Raw genomic sequence first — 21,317 nt, forward strand, 5'->3', positions numbered from 1 at the left:
AGGTGTACGGGCAATTGGGGGGCGGCCGAAGTGCTTGGACCGAAAAGGCGCCGACGCCTTTGCTGTCAATGCGGTGATGCTATCAAATTTATAGCATTGGCCTGGTCAGGCGGCGCGACGGTGCAGTGGCAATTCCCAATCCGCCTGGGTCACGAGCAGAACCCGCACCACACGGTGGGCGGGGCTCTGCAATAACTGGCCGAGCGACAGCATGCGTGGCCAACGCGGTACCAGCCGGTGCGTCAATCGATGGCCTTCTTGACCGCACCGACCCCCAGCACCGCGAGCACCACGAACAGCAGGGCCAGTGCGAGGAACAGGCCAAACAGCAGCTTCGCGATACCGGCCGCACCCGCCGCGATGCCACCGAAGCCCAACAGGGCCGCGACGAGCGAGATGACGGCAAAAATGATGGCGTACTTCAACATCTGTTTCTCCTTGGGCAGGCGCTGTGCCCGCCATGCGGCGAAGCTTAAAGAACGCATGTGCGCACGACCGATAGTCGGCCTGCGCGTGAGCCCGTAGGACAAAAACGCGCCACAGGCGCGCCCGGGACGCGCATGACGCAAACCCGCTAGCATCGCGCGGTCATCGGTTCTTTCACATTCATCATTCCAAGCTGGAGATTCCTCGCATGAAGCTGTACTACTCGCCCGGCGCCTGTTCGCTCTCACCCCACATCGCGCTGAAGGAGGCGGGCATTGCCTTCGAACCGGTGCTCGCGAGCACCAAGAGCCACAAGCTGCAGGATGGCACCGACTACTACGGGATCAATCCGCTGGGCTATGTGCCGATGCTCGAACTCGACGACGGCACGCGCCTGCGCGAAGGTCCGGCGATCGTCCAGTACATCGCCGACCTCGCGCCAACCAAGAACCTCGCGCCGGCCGCCGGCACCCTGCAGCGCTACCGACTGCAGGAATGGCTGACCTTCATCGGCACCGAGATGCACAAGGGCTTCAGCCCGCTGTTCAACGCCGCGATGCCCGAGGAAGCCAAGACGATCTTCAAGGACAAGCTCAAGTCGCGCTACCAATGGCTCGACGGACAGCTCGCAGACCGCCAATACCTCATGGGCGAGCACTTCAGCGTGGCCGATGCCTACCTGTTCACCGTCACCAACTGGACCAAACCGACCAGCGTCGACATCTCGGACTTCGCGAACCTCCAGGCCTGGCACGCACGCGTCGGTGCGCGCCCGGCGGTGCAGGAAGCGATGAAGGCAGAAGGCCTGCTGAAGTAAGCCGAAGCGCCCGGAAGCATGCGCGCGCTCTCGATCCCGGGTCAGGGGCGCCAGGCGGCACCGGCACGCACCGCCCCACCTAGCAGCATTCGGACAACCGTGCGAAAGCACGGATTCGGGTTGCAGGTTTAGCCTCGCGCCTGTTCCCACTCTTCCGGTTGATATCCCATGCCCACCCTCTTCGACCTCGTGCAAGCCGGCGACCTGCAGCTCGCCAACCGCATCGTGATGGCGCCGCTCACGCGCAACCGGTCGCCCAATGCGATCCCGACAGAGATGGCCGCGACCTACTACGCGCAGCGCGCCTCGGCCGGCCTGCTCATCACCGAGGCCACGGCGATCAGCCACCAGGGCCAGGGCTACGCGGACGTGCCCGGTCTCTACGGCACCGAGCAGCTCGACGGATGGAAGCGCGTGACCGAGGCCGTGCACGCCAAGGGCGGCAAGATCGTGGTGCAGCTCTGGCATGTTGGCCGCGTCTCGCACACGGAACTGCAGCCCGATGGCGGCAAGCCGGTCGCGCCGTCGGCCATCACCGCCAAGACGAAGACGGTGCTGATCAAGGACGGCGTGCCGACATTCGTCGAAACCTCCGAGCCGCGTGCGCTCGATGCCGAAGAAATCCCCGGCATCGTTCACGCCTATGCCGCGGCCGCGCGCAACGCTGTCGAAACCGCTGGCTTCGACGGCGTGGAACTGCACGGCGCCAACGGCTACCTGCTCGACCAGTTCCTGAAGGACGGCAGCAACAAGCGCACCGACGACTACGGCGGCAGCATCGAGAACCGTGCCCGCCTGCTGCTCGAAGCCACGCGCGCGGTGGTCGACGCGGTCGGTGGCGGCCGCACCGGCATCCGGCTGTCGCCCGTGACGCCGGCCAACGACGCGCACGATGCCGATCCGCAGCCGCTCTTCACCTACGTGGTGCAGCAGCTCGCGCCACTCGGCCTGGCCTACATCCACGTCATCGAAGGTGCCACCGGCGGCCCGCGCGAGATCGAGGACCGCCCGTTCGACTACGAGGCGCTCAAGGCCGCCTACCGCGCGGCCGGCGGCAAGGCCGCCTGGATGGTCAACAACGGCTACGACAAGCCGCTCGCGGAACAGGCCGTGAAGGAAGGCGACGACCTCGTGGCCTTCGGCAAGCCCTTCATCGCCAACCCCGACCTCGTGCGCCGCCTGCGCGAGAACGCAGCGCTCAATGCCGTCGACAAGGCCACGATGTACGGTGGCGGCGCCAAGGGCTACATCGACTATCCGACGCTCGACTGACGCGGCGGCTCCGCACGCACACCCCATGCGCAGGCTTGCCGTACCCCAGGACCTCGAAGCGGTCTTCGACATCTACATGCACGAGCGCGTCGTGCCCTTCCTGGGCTACGACCCGATGCCGCTCGACCCGTTCCGCCCGATCTTCGACGAGCTGGTCGGCTGCGGCTGCTTCTACGTGTACGAAGCGGACGGTCGCATCGCGGGCTTCTACCGCGCCACGCGCTACCCGGGACGCGCCAGCCACGTGGCCTGCTTCGGCACGCTCGCGGTCGACCCGGCGCTACACGGCCGAGGCATTGCACAGGCCATGGTGCGCGATGCGATCAAGCAACTCGAGGCAGAGGGAGTGAAGCGCATCGAGCTCTATGCCGAGGCCGACAACACGGGGGCCTTGCGTTTCTACGAGAAGCTCGGGTTCGAGTGCGAAGGCGTGCTGCGCAAGTTCTACAAGCGCGCGGGCGAAGCCGACTACATCGACGATTACCTGCTCGCACTGCTGATCGATTGACGCGGCTTCCAGCGCCGCAGCAGCAGCGCGTTGGCCATCACGCTCACGCTCGAGAGCGCCATCGCAGCGCCGGCCACCACCGGGCTGAGCCAGCCGATTGCGGCCAACGGAATGCCGGCCACGTTGTAGGCAAAGGCCCAGAACAGGTTCTGCCGGATCTTCGCGACGGTGCGCGCCGAGAGTTCGAGCGCTTCGCCCACGAGCGCCAGGTCGCCGCGCATCAGCGTGATGCCCGCGGCTTCCATCGCCACGTCGGTGCCGCCGCCCGAGGGTGCCATCGCCATGCCCACGTCGGCCGCAGCCAGTGCGGGGGCATCGTTGGCGCCGTCGCCGACCATCGCGACCACATGGCCGTCGCGCTTCAGCGCAGCGACCTGCGCGGCCTTGTCGCCGGGCAGCACTTCGGCACGCACATCGGCCGCCTCGATGCCGAGCCGCGCGGCCATGGCTTCGGCCGCGCGCCGGTTGTCGCCCGAGATCATCACCACGCGCAGGCCGCGCGCGCGCAGCGTGCGAACGGCTTCGGCGGCCTCCGGCTTGGGCTCGTCGGCAAAGGCGAGCAGCGCCTCGACCTGGGCCGCGCCGGCCGCGTCGAAGCGCAGCAATGCCGACACGGTCGCACCTTGCGCATGCAGGCCTTCGATCTGCGCGGCATCGGGCTTCGCCCCGAGTTCCGCGCACCAGCGCAGGCTCGCGATGGCCCATTGCTCATCGCTGCCCGCGCCACCGACCTCACCGCGCACGCCGCGTCCCGGCATCGCCTGCATCGCGCCGAGCGGCGGCGCCTGCACACCGCGCTCGGCCGCGGCAGCGAGCACCGCACGCGCCAGTGGATGCTCGCTGCCGCCCTGCAGACTGGCGGCCGTGGCCAGCAATGCGGCCTCGGTGCGCTGGCTGCCCGCTCCCGCCGGCAGCAGCGCCGTGAGCACAGGCCGCCCAATGGTCAGCGTGCCGGTCTTGTCGAAGGCGATGGTGTCGACACGGTGGGCGACTTCGAGCGCGCGCGCATCCTTCACGAGGATGCCGCGCCGCGCCGCCACGCCGGTGCCGGCCATCACCGCCACCGGCGTGGCAAGGCCGAGGGCACACGGGCAGGCGATTACCAGCACTGCCACCGCATGGACCAGCGCCGCCTCGATGCCAGCGCCCATCCACAGCCAGCTCCCCAGGGTGGCGAGCGCAATCACGAGCACCACCGGCACGAACACGGCCGCGACCTTGTCCACCAGGCGCTGGATCGGCGCCTTCGCGGCCTGCGCATCCTCGACCAGCCGGATGATGCGCGCGAGCACGCTTTCGGCGCCCACCGCGCTGACCTCCACCACCAGGCGCCCATCGCCGTTGACCGAACCGCCCGTGAGCGCCTGGCCCGGCCCCTTCGGCACCGGCAGCGGCTCGCCGGTGAGCATCGACTCGTCGACCTCGGAATGGCCTTCGACCACGCACGCATCCGCCGGCACACGCTCGCCGGGCCGCACGGCGAGCCGGTCGCCCGCCATGAGTTCGGCCACGGGCACGTCGCTCTCGCCGCGCGGGCCGACGAGATGCGCCACCTCCGGGCGCAATTGCTGTAAGGCACGGATCGCCGAGGTCGCCTGGCGCTTGGCGCGCGCCTCGAGCCATTTGCCGAGCAGGACCAGCGTGATCACCATGGCCGAAGCCTCGAAATACAGGTGCGGCATCGCGCCGTGCCCTGCGTGCGCCCCCGTGGCGGCGCGCCACCAGAGCCAGAGCGACAAGCCGAAGGCCGCGCTGGTGCCGAGCGCCACCAGCAGATCCATGTTGCCGGTGCCTGCGCGCGCGGCATGCCAGCCCGCGCGGTAGAAGCGCGCACCGAGCCAGAACTGCACCGGCGCGGCCAGCAGCAATTGCAGCCACGGCGGCAGCATCCAGTCGTGGCCCCAGGGCTGGCCGAGCATCGGTGCCATCAGCGGGATCGAGAGCAGCAGGCCGATCGCGACCGGCCCGAAGCCCTGCCAGCGCGACGGCTCGGCCGCCGCGGCATCGACCTCGTCGGCGCTGCGCGGCTCGTAGCCGGCAGTGCGGATCGCGCGGCGCAGGCGTGCCTCGAGGTCTTCGGTGCCCGCCGCCACGATGCGGGCCGATTCGGTCGCGAGGTTCACGCTGACTTCCTGCACGCCCGGCACGCTCTTGAGCGCGCGCTCGACGCGCATGACGCAGGAGGCGCAGGTCATGCCGCCGACGGAAAGCTGGCTGGTGCGCATGGCCAAGCGGGGATCGTTTTGCAGAGTTTCCATGCGCCAAGGCTAAAGCCTCACATCATGGCAAGGTCAAGCAGTCGGCGTGCAGTGCCCCTTCGCTGGACATTGACATCGTGAGAGGGTTCAAACTGAGGCTTCTTCGATTCGGTCCATCTTCAATCATTCACAGGAGCCAAAACGATGAGTCAGAAATTCCAGGTCTCGGGCATGAGCTGCGGTCATTGCGTGAGCGCGGTGCAGAACGCGGTGCAGACGGTCGACCCCGAGGCACAGGTCACGGTCGATCTCGAAACCGGCCATGTCGACGTGCTCAGCCAACAACCGCGCGCGGACCTCGTGGCGGCCATCGAAAACGCCGGCTACGCGGTGAAATGAACATGGGGGCGAGCGTCTCCATTGGCGAAGCCGCACAGCGCTCGGGCGTTTCTGCGCGCATGGTGCGGCACTACGAAGGCCTCGGCCTCCTGCCCGCCGTGGCGCGCACCGAAAGCGGCTACCGCCAGTACGGCGACACCGACATCCACACGCTGCGCTTCATCAAGCGTTCGCGCGACCTCGGTTTCTCGATGGAGGAAATCGCGGAACTGGTGGGGCTGTGGCACAACCGGCGCCGCGCCAGCGCGAGCGTCAAGCGCATCGCGCAGAAGCACCTCGGCGAACTCGAGCAGCGCATTGCCGACATGCAGGCGATGCGCAACACGCTCGCCCATCTGGTGCACTGCTGCCACGGCGATGCGCGGCCCGAGTGCCCGATCCTCGACGACCTCGCACACTGAGGAGCGCAGCGCCGGGCCGCCCCAAGCAAGCTCGCTCCCGCCTGGCGGGAAGGCGCGCAGCGCCAAGGGTGCACCAGTGAGCGGTGTAGTGACGTTCAGGCCCCCCTGACCAGCGCCATCACCTTCGCGGTGTCGAGGGTGCGCGCCTTTTCCTGGATCGCGGGCAGGTACTGGGTCTGCAGGCTCTTGCCTTCCTGCACCACGCCCGCAAACGTGTCCTTGAGCATCTGCGTCGACAGCGTGCGGCCGCCCGCGTAATAGCGCTTGGCCACATGGCCCAGCGCATAGGTGGACGCGAAGCTCATCCCCGAACTCACGGCCTGGTTGCCGATGCCACGCAGCAGTCCACCGCCCATCTTGCCGAGCAGGCCGCCGAGCAGCTTGCGCCCGGCCTGTTCGAGGTACTGCGAGGTCAGGCCCACGCCCACCGTCGCGATGAAATCCTTGATGTGGCCGCTATCGAGGTCATAGCCGTGTGCCTTGCCGATGCGGTAGACCAGCTTCATCTGCAGCGGAATGATCGCCATGGTCGACAGCGTCTCGGGCAGCAGTTCGAGTGCGCCGTTGAGGATGGCTGCATTGAGGATGGATTTGTCGAGTTCGGCGCCATCCACCGTGCTGGTTGCGGCCGCCGCGGCGCCGGTGGCTACCGGCACGGCCGCGATCTCTTCGGCCTGCCTCGAGAACTGGACGGCAGAGGCATCGAGCCCGAGCGAGGTGCGCAGGTCGGCGAGGAACATGCGCTCCGCCTCCGACTGCGTGCCGTCCGCGTCGCACACGCAGACGGCCATCTCGTAGGCCAGCTGCTTCGACTCGCTGCTCTGGAGATCGCCGGCCGCCCCGGCCAGCGACACGCGCTTCATCAGCACGTCCTGGTAGAGCGTCGGCAGGTTCACGCCGTCGGCCTGCGACAGGCCTTCGGCGATGCGCTTGATCTCGGCGCGTTCGCGCTCGTGTTTCTCGCCGTCGACGAAAGCGGCCAGCAGGCTGAGGGTCACGATGGCCCTGGTTTCGGAGGTGGTCACGTTCGGTATTTCCGCAGATTGAAGGACAAGGTTCGTTCGGCAAAGTCCCCTAAGGTTCCACCGCCGGTTCTCCCCACAAAGCTTGGGCAACTCTGTGGATAAACAACGCACTACTTTGTAAGACGAAGGTAAGTGTTTGATTTTTAAGGCGAATCAACAGTCTGCTCAATTAAACAGCAACCGGTTTCTTTGCACCAAAGTTGTCTTTGGCAGATTTGCGCCACGCTGTCAAAGGACAACCCTGGGGAGATTTTCGGCACAAACAGGTGGTTATCCACAGGGGCGGGCCGCGCCGCAATGTTGTTCCTTTTGGCGCGACACCACGGAAGCGCAGCTGCGCACAGTGACGCAGGTGTGACAAGTGCCTGTCACACAACGGGAAAAGAGGCCTGTCCACAGGAGGGGGCCTCCCTTACCTACTACTACTAATTTGAATAAGAGAATTAAGAAAGAGATACAGCGCCAGCGCCTCGCGCAAGAAAAAAGCCGCGAAGGGCCCCGCCGTGTTCGCGGCGCCACGCGCACAACGCGGCCGCTCCCGCGCTGCGTTGCCTCGCTAACATCCGGGGATGAGTTTCAAACCGCGGATCCTGATCGCCGAGGACGAATCGGGCATTGCCGACACGCTGCAGTACGTGCTCCAGAGCGACGGCTTCACGCCCGTGTGCTGCGCTACGGCTGAAGAGACCATCGCGCAGTTCGCCAAAGAGCCGCCAGCGCTCGCGATCCTCGACGTCGGCCTGCCCGATCTCAACGGTTTCGAACTCTTCAAGCGGCTGCGTGCGCTGAACCAGTCGCAGGGCGGTGCCGAAGTGCCTATGCTGTTCCTGACCGCGAGAAGCGACGAGATCGACCGCGTGGTGGGGCTCGAACTCGGCGCCGACGACTACATTGCCAAGCCCTTCTCGCCGCGCGAACTGGTGGCCCGGGTGCGCACCATTCTTCGGCGCAGCGCAAGAACGAGCGCTGGAGGGGTAGCAGCACCGGCCGGCGGGCTCCCCCATCAAAACGCGCCCGCGGCGCCTTCAACGCCTTCGCAGACCCCTGCAATGCCGTTCTTGCTCGACATCGAACGCATGCAGATACGCTATTACGGGCGCCTGCTCGAACTCTCGCGCTACGAATACGGTCTGCTGCGCTTGCTCGTGCAGCGTCCGGGCCGGGTCTTCACGCGCGACGAACTGCTGCAGCTGGTCTGGGACGATGCGAGCGAGAGCTTCGACCGCACCGTCGATGCGCACGTGAAGACGCTGCGCGCCAAGCTCAAGGCGATCGCGCCCGAGGTGGAGCCGATCCGCACGCTGCGCGGCACCGGTTATGCGCTGAACGAGGAACTCCCATCAGCCGTATGACATCGGCTTCGGCATGTTTTTTCGCGGAACACCGCGGAACCGGCTTTGCCGGGCCGCTGGTGTTGCCCCCGGTGAGGGGGTGGGCGAAGCGACACGCAGTGCGCGAAGACTGGGGGAGAGCCTGATGTCTCGTCGAACGCGGATCTTCATCGGGATCTTGCTGATCTACACGGCGGGCATCGCGTTCCTGCTGTACCGCGTGGTCGCCGACATCGATCCGCGCTACCGCGAATCGGCCGAGGAATCGCTGGTCGAGATCTCACAGCTGCTCGCGAGCCTGGTCGAGCAAGACGTGATCGCCGGCGCCATCAACACCGCGCGCCTCGAGCCGCTGTTTCGCAGCGTCTATGCGCGCGAGTTCTCGGCGCAGATCTACAACCTGCACAAGAACCGCGTCGAGCTGCGTGTCTACGTCACCGACCGCAGCGGGCGCGTGATGTTCGATTCGCTCGGCCGACACCTGGGCGAGGACTATTCCAACTGGAGCGACGTGCGGCGCACGCTCGGCGGCATCTACGGCGCGCGCACGACGCGCGACGTCGAGGCCGATCCGCGCACCTCGGTGATGTACGTGGGCGCGCCGATCCGCTGGAACAACGAGATCGTCGGCATGGTCAGCGTCGGCAAGCCGGTGCAGAGCTTCGGCCAGTTCGTCGACGACGCACGCGCCCGCACGCTGTGGGTCGGCGTGGGTTCGGGCCTGGCGCTGCTGGTGCTGGCGGTGATCGTCTCGGTCTGGCTGGTGCGGCCTTTCGGGCTGATCTCCGACTATTGGGCCTGGGTGCGCGCGCAGCGCAGTCTGAGCATCGGGCGCATGGCGCGCCGCGCGGTGGATGCGGTGCGCACCGGCTTCAGCGAGATGCGCGACACCCTGACGGGCCGCAACTACGTGGCGGACTATGTGCAGAACTTCACGCACGAAGTGAAGAGCCCGCTGTCGGCGATCCGCGGCGCGGCCGAGCTGCTGCAGGAGCCTTCGATGCCGCACGCGGAGCGCGAGCGGTTCCTGCGGAACATCGCGCGCGAGACGCAGCGCATCCAGGAGATCGTCGACCGCATGATGGAACTCACCGCGCTCGAAGCGCGGCGCGGGCTCGACCGTACCGAGCCGGTGGCGCTGGCCTTGCTGATCGATGACATCGCCAGCAGCGCCCAGCCTGCGGCGGCCAGGCGCAACATTCGCGTGCGCGTCGACATCCGCGCCGAGGCCACCGCCGAAGGCGATCCGTTCCTGCTGCGCCGCGCGATCAGCAACCTGCTGGACAACGCGATCGACTTTTCGCCCACCGACAGCGAGGTGCTGCTCACGCTCGAGACCACCTCGAAACTCGCGCGCGTGACCGTGCGCGACCGCGGGCCGGGCATTCCCGACTACGCGAAAGAGAAGGTCTTCCAGAAGTTCTATTCGCTCGCGCGGCCGCACAGCCGCAAAAAGAGCACCGGCCTCGGGCTGGCCTTCGTGAAGGAGATCGCCGCGCTGCACCGTGGTCGCATCGAGCTCGGCAATGCCGCGCGCGGCGGCGCGGTGGCTACGCTCACGCTGCCGCTCATGTCAGCGCACTGAGGCGAGCTTTTCTTACTGGCCGGTCAGTGCACCGTAGGCCGCCCGCGTTGAGGGGCTCACGGCACCGAGCAATTGTTCGTAAGAGGTCTTGTGCCGCGCCAGCATGCGCGCCGAGGCCACCGCCTTCGACTTGCAGAACCAGTGGCAGGTGTGTTGCATCAGGAACAGTTCGGCCGACATGGTGAAGGCCTTGGCCTTGGGCGTGCGGCCCGCCTCGTTGCGCATCGTCTCGGCGATGCCGCGGGCGTGGATGACGAGTGCTTCGCGCATGTCGAAGGTCGCGGCCGGGAACAGCGTGTGGGCGAACGGAATGGCGAGCGGCAGCTTGCTCACGCGTGCATCGGCCGGCTCGACCCGCGCGAAGGCAGCGGCGAAGCGGTCGAATTCGCCCGAGAGCTTCTGCTCGGTCGCGTCGAGCATGCGCCAGATCTGCTCGCGCCGCGCGGGATCGTCTTCGCCGAGGCAGCGCAGGTAGCCGTCGGTGAGCGTTTCCATGAGTCGCTCGATCTGGAAATTGCCGAGATGGCTGGCGAGCAGCACGATGCGCTGGCGCTGTTCACGGGACTTGAGCAAGTGGCCGCCGATAGCGATCAATGCCACCAGGATGAGTATTTCCATGGATGCAGGCAGAAGGAGAAAAAAGAGGCAGCAGCGGGAGAAGCGGACGGCGCCAAGTGTAGAGACCCGGCAACGTGCTTTCTCCCGCCACCCTCCCCTGCCTGTTACCGGAAGAACTCGAGGATGCGGTTGCGCTCCTCCGGTGGTGGCGGCGGACCGAGCGGCATGAGCTCTTGCGGCGGCATGGGCGCCTCGACGGGTTCGATGCCCAGGCTCGCGATGTTGTGACCCGGCGTGAACTCGTCGAAATACCATTCGCCGTCGATGTTGGCCACGCCTGCGGGTTCGGGAATGCGGCTCACGGGCACGCCCTTGAGCGCCGACTGCATGTAGCCGATCCAGATCGGCAGGCTCAGGCTGCCGCCGGTCTCGCCGCGCACGCCGAGTTGGCGCGGCGTGTCGTAGCCGATCCAGGCGATGCCCACGTTGGTCGGCTGGAAGCCCGCGAACCAGGTGTCGAACGAATCGTTGGTCGTGCCGGTCTTGCCGAACAGGTCGTCGCGCTTGAGAGCCTGGTGCGCGCGTGCCGCGGTGCCGCCGCGCACCACGCTCTGCAGCAGCGAATCCATGATGAAGGCGTTGCGCTCGGGGATTGCGCGGCGGCTTTCGTCGAGCACGGGCGGTTCGGTCTCGACCAGCACCTTGTCGCGCAGGTCGGTGATGCGCGTCACGAGGTACGGGTTGACCTTGTAGCCGCCATTGGCGAACACCGAGTAGGCCGTGGCCATCTGCATCGGCGTGACCGAGCCGGCGCCGAGCGCCATCGGCAGGTAGGCGGGGTGCTTGTCGCGGTCGAAGCCGAAGCGCGTGATCCATTCCTGCGCGTAAGGTGCGCCGATCGACTGCAGGATGCGGACGGTGACGAGGTTCTTCGACTTCATGAGCGCGGTGCGCAGCGGCATCGGGCCTTCGAAACCGCCATCGTAGTTCTTCGGCTCCCAAGCCTGCTGGCCGTTGGGACCGGCCTCGAAGTACAGCGGCGCGTCGTTCACGATGGTGGCGGGCGTGAAACCCTTCTCGAGCGCGGCCGAATAGATGAAGGGCTTGAAGCTCGATCCCGGCTGGCGCCAGGCCTGCGTGACGTGGTTGAACTTGTTCTTGCCGAAGTCGAAGCCACCGACCAGCGACTTGATCGCGCCGGTGCGCGGATCCATCGAGATGAAGGCGCCTTCCACTTCGGGCAGCTGGGTGATTTCCCAGGTGTTCTTCGGCGTCTTCGCGACGCGGATCACCGCGCCGCGGCGGATCTTGATGTGCGGCGGCGCCTTGGCCGCGAGCCCCGACTGCGCGGGCCGCAATCCTTCGCCGGTGATCTGCACCGCCTCGCCGTTGGCGCGCACCGCCTCGATCTCCCTGCTGCCGGCCTTCAGCACCACGGCAGCCATCACGTCGCCGTTGTCGGGGTGCTCGGCCAGCGCGTCGTCGACGGCTTCGTCAAGCTGCTGCGGATCGTCGGGCAGGTCGACGAAGCGTTCGGGGCCGCGGTAGGGCTGGCGCCGCTCGTAGTCCATGATGCCCTTGCGCAGCGCCTTGTAGGCCGCAGCCTGGTCGGCCGCCACGAGCGAGGTGTAGACCTTCATGCCACTGGTATAGATGCTGTCGCCGTACTGCGCGTACATCGTCTGGCGCACCGTCTCGGCCACGTGTTCGGCATGCAGCCGGTTCGGGTCGGCCGCGTCGCGCAGTTGCAGCTCTTCGCTCTTGGCAGCGGCCGCCTGCTCGGCGGTGATGAAGCCGGTCTCCTGCATGCGGTCGATCACGTAGAGCTGGCGCGCACGCGCGCGGCGCGGATTGACCACCGGGTTGTTGGCGCCCGGTGCCTTCGGCAGGCCAGCGAGCATCGCCGCCTCGGCGGTGGTGACGTTCTGCAGCGGCTTGCCGAAATAGGCCTCGGCGGCGGCCGCGAAGCCATAGGCCCGATTGCCGAGGTAGATCTGGTTCAGGTAGATCTCGAGGATCTGGTCCTTGGTGAGTTGCTGTTCGAGCCGCAGTGCAAGCAGGATTTCGTAGGTTTTGCGCGTCAGCGTGCGTTCCGAACTCAGGTAGACGTTGCGCGCCACCTGCATCGTGATGGTCGAGGCGCCCTGCTGGCGTCCGCCCTTGAGGCTCGCGACCGCGGCGCGCATGAAGCCGATGTAGTCGACGCCGCCATGCTCGTAGAAGCGCGCGTCCTCCACGGCGAGCACGGCGTCCTTCATGACCTTGGGAATGCTTGCGAACGGCGTGAGCGTGCGGCGCTCTTCGCCGAATTCGCCGATCAGCGTGCCTTCGGCGGTGTACACGCGCAGCGGCAGCTTGGGCCGGTAGTCGGCGAGTTCGGAAATGTCGGGCAGCCGCGGGTAGATGACCGCAACGGTCACGACGGCGGCCACGAGCAGCACCATTGCTGCACCGCCGGCCGTGATGGCGCTCCACCGCGCGATGCGCCGCAGCCGCTGCGAGCGGGCCGCGTCGGCGGTGGAAGAAGAGGAATCGTCCATGGGGAAATCAGAAGTGAGAAAAAACAGTCAGTTGCATTGGTTACACCGAAGGCGCCGCCTCTGGTGAGACTGGCGCCGGTGCACGGTGGTTCCCGGCCGACAGTGCGTACCAGTCGACCTTGCGTGTGGCGAGCATCAGGATGGCGAGCATGCCGAATGTCAGCAGGGCGCCGAGCAGCAGCGCATTGCTTTCCGACGCCAGCAGCCCGTAGAGCGCGCCATAGAGTACCGCGACATAGGCCCCGAAACCCACGCCGCGCTGCCAGCTTTGCAGCACGGCGCTGAAATAGACAGCAAGCAGCAGCACGCTCGCGCCGGCCGCGCCGGCATAGGCCATCCAGAACGCGAACTTCTCCGACAACGCCAGCAGCAGCAGGAAGAACAGCGCGATCGACAGGCCAACCAGCCCGTACTGCACCGGATGCATGCGCTGGCGGCGGAACAGTTCGAACATGAAGGCCGCCATGATCACCAGTCCGATGAAGAGCGCACCGTACTTGCCGGCGCGCGTGCTCATCGAATACACGTTGACCGGCTGCGCGAGCGAAACGTCGAAGCTCTGGATCGACAGCGCCTGCTTCCAGCTGCCGGCGCCGAGTGCCGCGCGCACCTCTTCGCGCGCCGAAGTCACGAGCGACGATACACGCCAGCGCGCATCGAAGCCTTGCGGCGTCACTTGCCGCTCGGTGGCCAGGAACCGGCCGCCGAAGCTCGGATGCGCCCAGGGCGAGCGCAGGTGCGCGGTGGTCTCGTCGGCGATCGGCACCAACGCGAGCGTGTCCTGGCCCACCAGGCCAAGCTTCATCTCGAAGGGCATCGGCGCTTTGGCTTCCCAGGCGGCGAGCGCCGCGCCGGACAGCGGTGCATGGATGCCGCGGGCCAGTGCGGCATCGCCCGCGATGCCAGGCACGCGCTGCCGAAAGCGCAGTGCTTCGCCGGTCATCGCGATCATCGGCGAGCCGTCGAGGCCGCGCAGGTCGCTGGCGGCGAAGACGACGACCGGTGTCTTGAATTCGATCTTCGATGCGGTCTCGCTGTGCGCCACGGAGGCCGGATCGAAAACCGTGAAGGCGCCCGTCAACGTGGCGTCGAGCGTATAGAAAGGAATCTTGAAGATGCCGCGGTAGCGTTCCTGCGGCGCCATCGATCCTTCGATGTGCAGCTTGTCGGGAAACACCACGTGCGCCCTCTCCTTGCTGCGCGCTTCCTGGCCGATCACCGTGCCCTTCGCATCGCGCAGCGGCTCCAGCCAGCGCTCGACGTACGGCACCAGCAGCAGCGGGCCGACGACGGTCTGCGGGCCCGCATAGGTGGCGGCAAGCTCGTTGGCCGCCTCGCGCTGGCTTTGGCCGCGCTCGCGGTTGAGCGAATCGATCCGCGCCAGCGGGATGCACAGCAGCAGCGTGAGCAACAGCAACCCCGCCACCTTCACGAGCATCGAGCCCTGCAGGCTCTTCAGCAATTGGGACATGGAACTTCTCCTCTTGGTCAATGGAGCCGCGATGCTCGCGGTGCCATCCGAAGGCGGTGTGAAGCGAAGCCGCAGGTGGACTTCACATGGACTTCACACAAGGCTGCATCGCGCATTCCGGACTTCAAGAAGCCTTCCCATTGCCTTCTCGGGCGACGCCGACAGTGGCGGCTGTGCAAGTTCGCACGGACACCGACACCCTCGCCATGGACGCCCAAACCACCCCCCGACCCGGCCGCTGGCTCTGGCTCGCGACCCTCAGCCTGGCGACCGCCGGCTTCGTCGCGCTGACCCTGCATCCGGTGCATGCGCAGGAAGCACCCGGGCCGCGCTCGAAGACCGAGAGCGCGTATTTCTTCGTGAAAAGCGACGATCCCGCGGTCGACCGCCTGCCGCTCAAGGCGACCGAGGTGGCGGTGAAGATCTCGGGCGTCATCGCCGATGTCACGGTGACCCAGACCTACCGCAACGAAGGCCAGCGCGCGATCGAGGCGAAGTACGTCTTTCCGGGATCGAGCAAGGCCGCGGTCAGCGGCCTCAACGTGCGCCTGGCCGACCGGCTGATCACCGCGCAGATCCGCGAGAAGCAGCAGGCGCAGATCGAATACGACAGCGCAAAGAAGGAGGGCAAGACCGCCGCGCTGCTCGAGCAGCGCCTGCCCAACGTGTTCCAGATGAACGTCGCCAACATCCTGCCGGGCGACGACGTGAAGGTGGAACTGCGCTACACCGAATTGCTGGTACCGCAGTCGGGCAACTATGCGTTCGTTTTCCCCACGGTCGTGGGCCCGCGCTACAACAGTCCGCAGTCGGAGAACGCGCAGGCCGGCTGGGCTGCGCAGCCCACGTTGCGCGCAGGCGTGGCGCCCGCCACCCGCTTCAGCCTCAAGGCCAGCATCGAGACGCCAATGGGCCTGAAGGAAGTGCGTTCGCCGACCCACGCCATCGCGGTGACGAAGAGCGATGCGGACCGGCACGCCGACGTTGTGCTCGCGGCCGACGGCCGCCCTGCGGACAACCGCGACTTCGTGCTCGACTACCGCCTCGCCGGCGACAGGATCGAGTCGGGCCTGATGCTCTACAAGGGACAGGGCACGGACGACGGCAGCGAGAACTTCTTCCTTGCGATGATCGAGCCGCCGAAGGCGGTGGCCGCGAGCGCGATCTCGCCGCGCGACTACATCTTCGTGGTCGACATCTCGGGGTCGATGCACGGCTTTCCGCTCGACACCGCCAAGACGGTGCTCGAACGGCTGATCGGCGGCCTGCGGCCGAGCGACACCTTCAACGTGCTGCTGTTCTCGGGCAGCAACAAGATGCTCGCGCCCCAGTCGGTGCCGGCCACGCGCGCCAACATCGCGCAGGCGCTCGAAACCATCCAGAACTACCGCGGCAGCGGCAGCACCGAACTGATTCCCGCGCTGAAGCGTGTCTACGCCGAGCCCAAGGAAGAGAACGTGTCGCGCACCGTGGTGCTCGTGACCGACGGCTACGTCACGGTGGAGCGCGAGGCCTTCGAACTCGTGCGCAGGAATCTCTCTAAGGCCAATGTCTTCGCGTTCGGCATCGGCTCGTCGGTGAACCGCAGCCTCATGGAAGGCATCGCGCGCGCCGGCATGGGCGAGCCCTTCATCCTCACCGACCCGGTGCAGGCGCCCGAGCAGGCCGCACGCTTCAAGCGCATGGTCGAGTCGCCGGTGCTCACCAACGTGAAGCTCAGCTTCGGCGGGCTCGACGTGTACGACGTCGAACCGCAGGCGCTGCCCGATGTGCTCGGCGAGCGCCCGGTGATCGTGTTCGGCAAATGGCGCGGCGAACCGCGCGGCCGCGTCATCGTCGAGGGCCAGGGCGCCGACGGCCCCTACCGCAGTGAACTCGCCATCGATCCGGACATGCGGCAGGACAGCGCGGCCCTGCGCACGCTGTGGGCGCGCCACCGCATCCAGAGCCTGAGCGACCAGGAAGCGCTCGAGGGCGGCAGCGCCTTCAAGCAACGCATCACCGATCTCGGCCTCCGGTACAGCCTGCTCACGCAGTACACGAGCTTCATTGCCGTCGACAAGGTGGTGCGGAACCTTGCGCCGCAGAACGGCGTCGAGGTGAAGCAGCCGTTGCCGCTGCCGCAAGGCGTGAGCGAGCTCGCACTCGGCGCCGAGGTGCCGAGCACGCCCGAGCCCGAGACGCTGGGCGCGGTCGCGCTCGTGCTGTCGATGCTCGCCATGCTGCGCCGCCGGGCCCGCCGCAGCGACCCGCGTCGCTTCACCCACTGAACGCGGAAAGAGAGAAGAGTCGAAATGACACTTGCTGTACTCGCCCAACGCCATCCCCGCCTCGTGGACTGGGGCATCCACATCGACCGCGTGCCGGCCGTGGGCTGGCTCGCGCTGCAGTTCGCCGCGCTCACGCCCACCTGGGCCTGGATGGTCCGGCGCATGCGCGACGGCTCCGACGATCCACTCGGCCTGCTGTCGCTGGCCGCACTGGCCGCGCTGGCCTGGCAATGCCGGCGCGAACTGCGTGCGGCACCGCGACTGGGATGGCTCGCACTCGCGGGCGCGGGAACCGTGCTTGCGACGCTGTTGCACACCGGCCTGGGCGCGCTGCCCGCGCTGCCGCCGCTCGCGGCGGGTCTGGTGGCGGTGCTCGCGTTGGCCTGCGGGCTGCTGGCGTTCCTGCCGCGGCGCGTGGCCGCGCTGCCTGTCGCCGGGCTGGCGGTGCTGGCGCTGCCGCTCTTGTCCTCGCTGCAGTTCTACGCGGGCTATCCGCTGCGCGTGGTCACCGCCGAGGCGAGCCGCTGGCTCTTGGCGCCGGGCTTCGAGGTGGCGCGCGAAGGCAGCAGCCTGTTGGTCGACGGTCGGCTGGTGATCGTCGATGCGCCCTGCTCGGGCGTGCAGATGGTGTGGCTCGGCTATTTCACCGCCTGCGCCGTCGCGCTGTGGGCACGCCGTAGCGACCGCGCCTTCCTGCGCCGGCTGCCGGCGGTCGGCCTGCTGGTGCTGGCCGGCAACATCGCGCGCAACAGCGTGCTGGTCGCGTTCGAGGGCGCCCAGCAGCCGCTCGCGCCCTGGGCCCACGAGGCGCTCGGGCTGGCCGTGCTGGCCGCGGTGTGTGCGAGCATCGTGCGCCTGATGGCGCTCGAACGCTCTGCGGCCGGCGCTGCCGAAGCCTCGATTCCGGGGCTGATCACCACGCAGGGAGGACGCCATGTCGACACGGTTCTTTGAGGCGCTGTTCGCGAACCGCTTCGTCAACCGCATCGGCCACAAGGCCGTCTTCGCAGCCGCGATGCTGGCCTGCCTCGCCTGGTCGACGGCTGACGCGCTGCGCGCGCCTTCGCAGCCGGTGGCGGCCGCGGCACCGGTCGAATGGCCGCGCGAGTGGGACGGCGCACCGCTCAGGCCGATGGCGCTCGGCGAGGTCGAGCAGCGCTTCGCCGAGCGCTTTCCGGGCGCGATCGGCCGCATGACTGACGGCCGGCAGGTGATCGTCATGCGCGCGGTGAACACGCCCACGCGCATGCTCCATCCCGCGGCCGACTGCTACCGCGCGCTGGGCTACCGCATCGAACAGGCGCGCCTCGAGCGCGATGCCGAGGCGCGTTTGTGGCGCTGTTTTGTTGCGCAACGGCACGGCACACAAAAGATCCGCGTCTGCGAGCGCATAGTCGATGCCGAAGGCACGGCTTTCACGGACACTTCAGCCTGGTACTGGGCGGCGGCCAGCGGACGGTCGGCCGGTCCATGGCAAGCGGTGACGGTAGCGAGACCCCTGTGAGAGTTGTGTGAACAAGACCCTGCGTTCTCTGATTTACGGGCTGCTGGCCCTGGTGTTGACGGCTCTGGTGGCGATCTTCCTGATCGTCCGGTTCGCGCTGGCGCCCGCGGCGGGCGAGTGGCAGGAAACGCTCGAGCTCGGCCCGCTGCGCTTCGATGTCGGCGTGCCCACGGCGGTGCGCCTGGCCACCTCCCCCTGGCTCGCGCCGCGGCTCGACGGGCGCTCGCTCGACACCCGCTTCGGCCGCATCGACCTGGCCTGGAAGGGCGCCGCGGGCGCGCTCGAACTGCGCTGCGCCCCTTGCCGCGCGCAGGTTCCGGCGCTCGGCGCGCAGCCGATCCAGGTCGAATCGCTGGTCGCCACGGTGCGCCGTGACGGGAACACGCTGGCGGGCACGATCGAAGCCCTGCCGCGCGGCGCCGCCGCGGGCACGGACGCCACGCTGCGCGGTAGCTGGGACGGCCGGCTGGCGCTCAAGAACCTGCGGTTCGGCGCCGACATCCAGGCCGCGCCGATCGCGCGCTGGTACGCGGTACTGGCGCCCGACCTCGCCGAGCTGCAGCGCGCGCGCATCGGCGGCACGCTGGCGGTGCGCGGCCAGCTGATGCTGCCCGAGGCGAGCTTCACCGTCCAGCCGACCGTGAGCCAGTTCAGCGTCGACGGGCTGGGCACCGAGGCCATGCTGGACGCGCGCACCAGCTGCGGCCCGCCGTCCAGGCTGACCAAGGACAGCTGGCTCGCGCGCGCCGTCATCGCGGCCGAGGACCAGCGCTTCTTCACCCATCCGGGTTACGACCTGACCGAGATCGTCGCCTCGGTCCACGACAACCAGAAGGAAGGGCAGCGTCCGCGCGGCGGCAGCACCCTCACACAGCAGCTCGCCAAGATGCTGGTGACCGGCGGCGAGCGCACTGCCGAGCGCAAACTGCGCGAGCTGCTCTATGCGGTCGAGATGGAGCAAACGCTGGGCAAGGCGCGCATCCTCCAGCTGTACCTCGACAACGCGCCCTGGGGCGGCAACCTGTGCGGCGCCGAGGCGGCCTCGCGGCGGTATTTCAAGCGCCCGGCGCGCCAGCTCGATCCCGCGCAGGCGGTGTGGCTCGCGGCCATGCTGCACAAGCCGCAGGCCGTGCTCGAGCAATGGCGGCGCGACGGGCAGATCGATCCCGAGCGCGTCAAATGGGTCGCGGAGGGCGTGCGCGGCATCAGCCGCAACCAGCGCGAGGCCCTGCTCAAGAGGGTGGCGAGCGCGAAGTTCGCGGCGCCTGAGGCCACGCCATGAACAACGACGACGTCGAGGCCATCGAGCGCGCCACGGTGGCCGCCGTGTCGCCCCAGGCCGTCGAGGAGCTCGATGGCTGGCTGCTGGCCTTCGACGAAGGCAGCGTCAAGCGTGCCAAGTCGGCTGTGCCGCTTCACCATGAGGCCGCCCTTGCGCCCCTGCTCGATCGCATCGAGGAGCGCTACAACCGGCGCCAGCATGTGCCCGTGCTGCGGCTCGCGGACGCTGCCTGCTTCGACAACTTGCGCGCCGAACTCGAGCGCCGCCACTACGTAGGCGATTCGCCGACCTGCGTGCAGATCGGTATGGCCAGGCGCATGCGCGAAGTCGCCGCGGCGGACGCGCGGCTGGCCGACGTCGACGCGACGCCCGACGCGGCCTGGGCGGCGCTGTTCCTTGGCGAAGGCTTCGATCCGGTGGACGGTGCCCATCGCGTGCGGGCGCTCGCGCGTGCGAGCGGCTCGCTCTACGCCAGCGTGCGCGAAGGCGGCCGCACCGTCGCGGCCGGTGCGATGGCATTCGGCCATGGCTGGGCCAGCGTGCACGGCATGCGAACCGAGCCTTCGCAGCGCGGTCGCGGCCTGGCCGGGCGCGTGCTCGCGGGGCTCGCGCAGGCGGCGCTCGCGCGTGGCCACGAGCGCGTGTTCCTGCAGGTCGATGCGCAGAACCCAGCGGCCCATGCGCTCTATCGGCGTGCCGGGTTCTCGACGCTCTGGCAGTACCGCTATTGGCAGCGGCGGCAGTGGCCGCGACATCCCCACGCGTGACGCGGTCGGGGCATTGGTGCCACGATGCGGCATGACGAGCGCCAACCACCCCCATCACCCGACAGAGCCCGTGGCCACGCCGCGCGGCATCGACCACATCGTGGCCGGTGTGTCCGCCAGCGATGGCGATGGCGTCAAGCTCACGCGCGTGCTGCAGCAGCCGATGCAGCAGCGGCTCGATCCGTACCTGATGCTCGACGCCTTCGGCAGCGACAACCCGGGCGACTACATCGGCGGTTTTCCGAGTCACCCGCACCGCGGCTTCGAAACCGTCACCTACATGATCGCGGGCCGCATGCGGCACCGCTACAGCGCCGGCCACGAGGGTCTGCTGCAGAACGGCGGCGTGCAGTGGATGACCGCGGGACGCGGCCTGGTCCACAGCGAACTGCCCGAGCAGCAGGAAGGGCTCATGGAAGGCTTCCAGCTCTGGCTCAACCTGCCGGCCAAGGACAAGATGCGCGAGCCTTGGTATCGCGACATCCAGAGCGAGGAGATCCCCGAATACACCACCACCGACGGGGTGTGCGTGCGCGTGATCGCGGGCGAGAGCCACGGCATCGAGGGCGCCGTGCGGCGCGAGCACACGGAGCCGCTCTACCTCGACATCACGCTGCCGCCGGGCGCAGAGTTCGCGCAGCCGCTGCCCGACGACCGCAATGCGCTGGTGTATGTCTACCGCGAATCGCTCTGGATCGCGGGCAGCGAGGTGCCCACGCGGCGCATGGCGATTCTCGCCAACGACCCCGGCAGCGACGGCGTGGTGCTGCGCACGGGCAGCACCAACCACAGCCCGGCGCGCGCGCTGCTGATAGCGGGAAAGCCGCTCGGCGAACCGATCGCGCAGTACGGACCGTTCGTGATGAACACGCCCGAGCAGGTGAAGCAGGCCGTGGAAGATTTCCAACACGGCAGGTTCTGACGCTGTAGTCGCCGGCCTACCCAGGATTGGCAGCCCAGCGG

19 protein-coding genes are annotated in these 21,317 nt (G+C 67.9%); 13 read left to right on the forward strand and 6 right to left on the reverse strand.

Annotation, left to right across the window (positions count from 1 at the left end; genetic code table 11):
• Nucleotides 1-242: 242 nt before the first annotated feature.
• Nucleotides 243-428, reverse strand: a complete 186-nt coding sequence (locus AC3A6J_RS14850; RefSeq protein ID WP_280814496.1) for a DUF1328 family protein — start codon at nt 426-428, stop codon at nt 243-245.
• Nucleotides 429-634: 206 nt separating this feature from the next.
• On the opposite strand from AC3A6J_RS14850, the gene gstA reads away from it, so the two are divergent.
• From gstA to AC3A6J_RS14865, 3 genes are all read left to right on the forward strand, one after another.
• The gene (gene gstA, locus AC3A6J_RS14855; protein WP_487860727.1) at nt 635-1,243 is read left to right on the forward strand and encodes a glutathione transferase GstA; all 609 of its coding nucleotides are present in this window, start codon (nt 635-637) and stop codon (nt 1,241-1,243) included.
• A gap of 168 nt (nt 1,244-1,411) precedes the next feature.
• Entirely contained in the window at nt 1,412-2,515 is a 1,104-nt protein-coding gene (locus AC3A6J_RS14860; protein ID WP_487860728.1) for an alkene reductase, read from the forward strand.
• 25 nt (nt 2,516-2,540) lie between these two features.
• Nucleotides 2,541-3,023, forward strand: a complete 483-nt coding sequence (locus tag AC3A6J_RS14865; protein ID WP_487860729.1) for an N-acetyltransferase family protein — start codon at nt 2,541-2,543, stop codon at nt 3,021-3,023.
• Here the strand turns inward: AC3A6J_RS14865 and AC3A6J_RS14870 are convergent.
• On the reverse strand, nt 2,996-5,248 hold the full coding sequence (locus AC3A6J_RS14870) for a heavy metal translocating P-type ATPase (RefSeq protein WP_487860730.1): 2,253 nt from the start codon (nt 5,246-5,248) through the stop codon (nt 2,996-2,998). The two genes, AC3A6J_RS14865 and AC3A6J_RS14870, sit on opposite strands and share 28 nt — an antisense overlap.
• A 177-nt stretch (nt 5,249-5,425) precedes the next feature.
• Between AC3A6J_RS14870 and AC3A6J_RS14875 the strand changes: the two genes are divergently transcribed.
• Both AC3A6J_RS14875 and cueR read left to right on the forward strand, forming a co-directional pair.
• On the forward strand, nt 5,426-5,620 hold the full coding sequence (locus AC3A6J_RS14875; protein WP_487860731.1) for a heavy-metal-associated domain-containing protein: 195 nt from the start codon (nt 5,426-5,428) through the stop codon (nt 5,618-5,620).
• 2 nt (nt 5,621-5,622) lie between these two features.
• Nucleotides 5,623-6,021 carry a Cu(I)-responsive transcriptional regulator gene (gene cueR, locus AC3A6J_RS14880; protein ID WP_487860732.1) on the forward strand — a complete coding sequence of 133 codons (399 nt, stop codon included), beginning with the start codon at nt 5,623-5,625 and terminating at the stop codon, nt 6,019-6,021.
• A 95-nt stretch (nt 6,022-6,116) separates the two neighbouring features.
• Here cueR and AC3A6J_RS14885 read toward each other — a convergent pair whose 3' ends face one another.
• The gene (locus AC3A6J_RS14885) at nt 6,117-7,046 is read right to left on the reverse strand and encodes a YcjF family protein (RefSeq protein WP_487860733.1); all 930 of its coding nucleotides are present in this window, start codon (nt 7,044-7,046) and stop codon (nt 6,117-6,119) included.
• 569 nt (nt 7,047-7,615) lie between these two features.
• Here AC3A6J_RS14885 and creB point away from each other — a divergent pair.
• The gene (gene creB, locus AC3A6J_RS14890; RefSeq protein WP_487860734.1) at nt 7,616-8,398 is read left to right on the forward strand and encodes a two-component system response regulator CreB; all 783 of its coding nucleotides are present in this window, start codon (nt 7,616-7,618) and stop codon (nt 8,396-8,398) included.
• Nucleotides 8,399-8,522: 124 nt separating this feature from the next.
• Nucleotides 8,523-9,962 (forward strand): two-component system sensor histidine kinase CreC, encoded by a 1,440-nt coding sequence (creC, locus tag AC3A6J_RS14895; RefSeq protein ID WP_487860735.1) that lies wholly within the window; start codon nt 8,523-8,525, stop codon nt 9,960-9,962.
• A 12-nt stretch (nt 9,963-9,974) separates the two neighbouring features.
• On the opposite strand, the gene AC3A6J_RS14900 is transcribed toward creC, so the two are convergent.
• From AC3A6J_RS14900 to creD, 3 genes are all read right to left on the reverse strand, one after another.
• Nucleotides 9,975-10,580: a hypothetical protein gene (locus tag AC3A6J_RS14900; RefSeq protein ID WP_487860736.1), complete on the reverse strand. Its 606-nt coding sequence runs from the start codon at nt 10,578-10,580 to the stop codon at nt 9,975-9,977.
• Between the two features lie 104 nt (nt 10,581-10,684).
• A complete protein-coding gene (locus AC3A6J_RS14905) occupies nt 10,685-13,060 on the reverse strand; it encodes a penicillin-binding protein 1A (protein WP_487860737.1) in 2,376 nt (791 codons plus the stop codon).
• 40 nt (nt 13,061-13,100) lie between these two features.
• On the reverse strand, nt 13,101-14,531 hold the full coding sequence (gene creD / locus AC3A6J_RS14910; RefSeq protein WP_487860738.1) for a cell envelope integrity protein CreD: 1,431 nt from the start codon (nt 14,529-14,531) through the stop codon (nt 13,101-13,103).
• A gap of 206 nt (nt 14,532-14,737) precedes the next feature.
• Between creD and AC3A6J_RS14915 the strand changes: the two genes are divergently transcribed.
• Genes AC3A6J_RS14915 through AC3A6J_RS14940 form a run of 6 tightly spaced genes read left to right on the forward strand, consistent with a single transcriptional unit; the run spans nt 14,738 to nt 21,276 of the window.
• Nucleotides 14,738-16,801: a VIT and vWA domain-containing protein gene (locus tag AC3A6J_RS14915; RefSeq protein WP_487860739.1), complete on the forward strand. Its 2,064-nt coding sequence runs from the start codon at nt 14,738-14,740 to the stop codon at nt 16,799-16,801.
• 24 nt (nt 16,802-16,825) lie between these two features.
• The gene (gene xrtQ / locus AC3A6J_RS14920; RefSeq protein WP_487860740.1) at nt 16,826-17,755 is read left to right on the forward strand and encodes an exosortase Q; all 930 of its coding nucleotides are present in this window, start codon (nt 16,826-16,828) and stop codon (nt 17,753-17,755) included.
• Nucleotides 17,736-18,305, forward strand: a complete 570-nt coding sequence (locus tag AC3A6J_RS14925) for a hypothetical protein (protein WP_487860741.1) — start codon at nt 17,736-17,738, stop codon at nt 18,303-18,305. Before xrtQ ends, AC3A6J_RS14925 begins: the two co-directional genes overlap by 20 nt.
• Nucleotides 18,306-18,312: 7 nt before the next feature.
• Nucleotides 18,313-19,587, forward strand: coding sequence for a biosynthetic peptidoglycan transglycosylase (locus tag AC3A6J_RS14930; RefSeq protein ID WP_487860742.1), 1,275 nt, complete (start codon nt 18,313-18,315; stop codon nt 19,585-19,587).
• On the forward strand, nt 19,584-20,354 hold the full coding sequence (locus tag AC3A6J_RS14935) for a GNAT family N-acetyltransferase (RefSeq protein WP_487860743.1): 771 nt from the start codon (nt 19,584-19,586) through the stop codon (nt 20,352-20,354). Before AC3A6J_RS14930 ends, AC3A6J_RS14935 begins: the two co-directional genes overlap by 4 nt.
• A gap of 31 nt (nt 20,355-20,385) precedes the next feature.
• Nucleotides 20,386-21,276 carry a pirin family protein gene (locus tag AC3A6J_RS14940; protein WP_487860744.1) on the forward strand — a complete coding sequence of 297 codons (891 nt, stop codon included), beginning with the start codon at nt 20,386-20,388 and terminating at the stop codon, nt 21,274-21,276.
• Nucleotides 21,277-21,317: the final 41 nt, after the last annotated feature.

This window comes from Variovorax sp. Soil_C_39 (assembly GCF_057656815.1).

Coding starts and splice junctions, on each gene's coding strand:
- AC3A6J_RS14850 (WP_280814496.1), bottom strand. CDS start 428: ATGTTGAAGTACGCCATCATTTTTGCCGTCATCTCGCTCGTCGCGGCC.
- gstA (WP_487860727.1), top strand. CDS start 635: ATGAAGCTGTACTACTCGCCCGGCGCCTGTTCGCTCTCACCCCACATC.
- AC3A6J_RS14860 (WP_487860728.1), top strand. CDS start 1,412: ATGCCCACCCTCTTCGACCTCGTGCAAGCCGGCGACCTGCAGCTCGCC.
- AC3A6J_RS14865 (WP_487860729.1), top strand. CDS start 2,541: ATGCGCAGGCTTGCCGTACCCCAGGACCTCGAAGCGGTCTTCGACATC.
- AC3A6J_RS14870 (WP_487860730.1), bottom strand. CDS start 5,248: ATGCGCACCAGCCAGCTTTCCGTCGGCGGCATGACCTGCGCCTCCTGC.
- AC3A6J_RS14875 (WP_487860731.1), top strand. CDS start 5,426: ATGAGTCAGAAATTCCAGGTCTCGGGCATGAGCTGCGGTCATTGCGTG.
- cueR (WP_487860732.1), top strand. CDS start 5,623: ATGGGGGCGAGCGTCTCCATTGGCGAAGCCGCACAGCGCTCGGGCGTT.
- creB (WP_487860734.1), top strand. CDS start 7,616: ATGAGTTTCAAACCGCGGATCCTGATCGCCGAGGACGAATCGGGCATT.
- creC (WP_487860735.1), top strand. CDS start 8,523: ATGTCTCGTCGAACGCGGATCTTCATCGGGATCTTGCTGATCTACACG.
- AC3A6J_RS14900 (WP_487860736.1), bottom strand. CDS start 10,580: ATGGAAATACTCATCCTGGTGGCATTGATCGCTATCGGCGGCCACTTG.
- AC3A6J_RS14905 (WP_487860737.1), bottom strand. CDS start 13,060: ATGGACGATTCCTCTTCTTCCACCGCCGACGCGGCCCGCTCGCAGCGG.
- creD (WP_487860738.1), bottom strand. CDS start 14,531: ATGTCCCAATTGCTGAAGAGCCTGCAGGGCTCGATGCTCGTGAAGGTG.
- AC3A6J_RS14915 (WP_487860739.1), top strand. CDS start 14,738: ATGGACGCCCAAACCACCCCCCGACCCGGCCGCTGGCTCTGGCTCGCG.
- xrtQ (WP_487860740.1), top strand. CDS start 16,826: ATGACACTTGCTGTACTCGCCCAACGCCATCCCCGCCTCGTGGACTGG.
- AC3A6J_RS14925 (WP_487860741.1), top strand. CDS start 17,736: ATGTCGACACGGTTCTTTGAGGCGCTGTTCGCGAACCGCTTCGTCAAC.
- AC3A6J_RS14935 (WP_487860743.1), top strand. CDS start 19,584: ATGAACAACGACGACGTCGAGGCCATCGAGCGCGCCACGGTGGCCGCC.
- AC3A6J_RS14940 (WP_487860744.1), top strand. CDS start 20,386: ATGACGAGCGCCAACCACCCCCATCACCCGACAGAGCCCGTGGCCACG.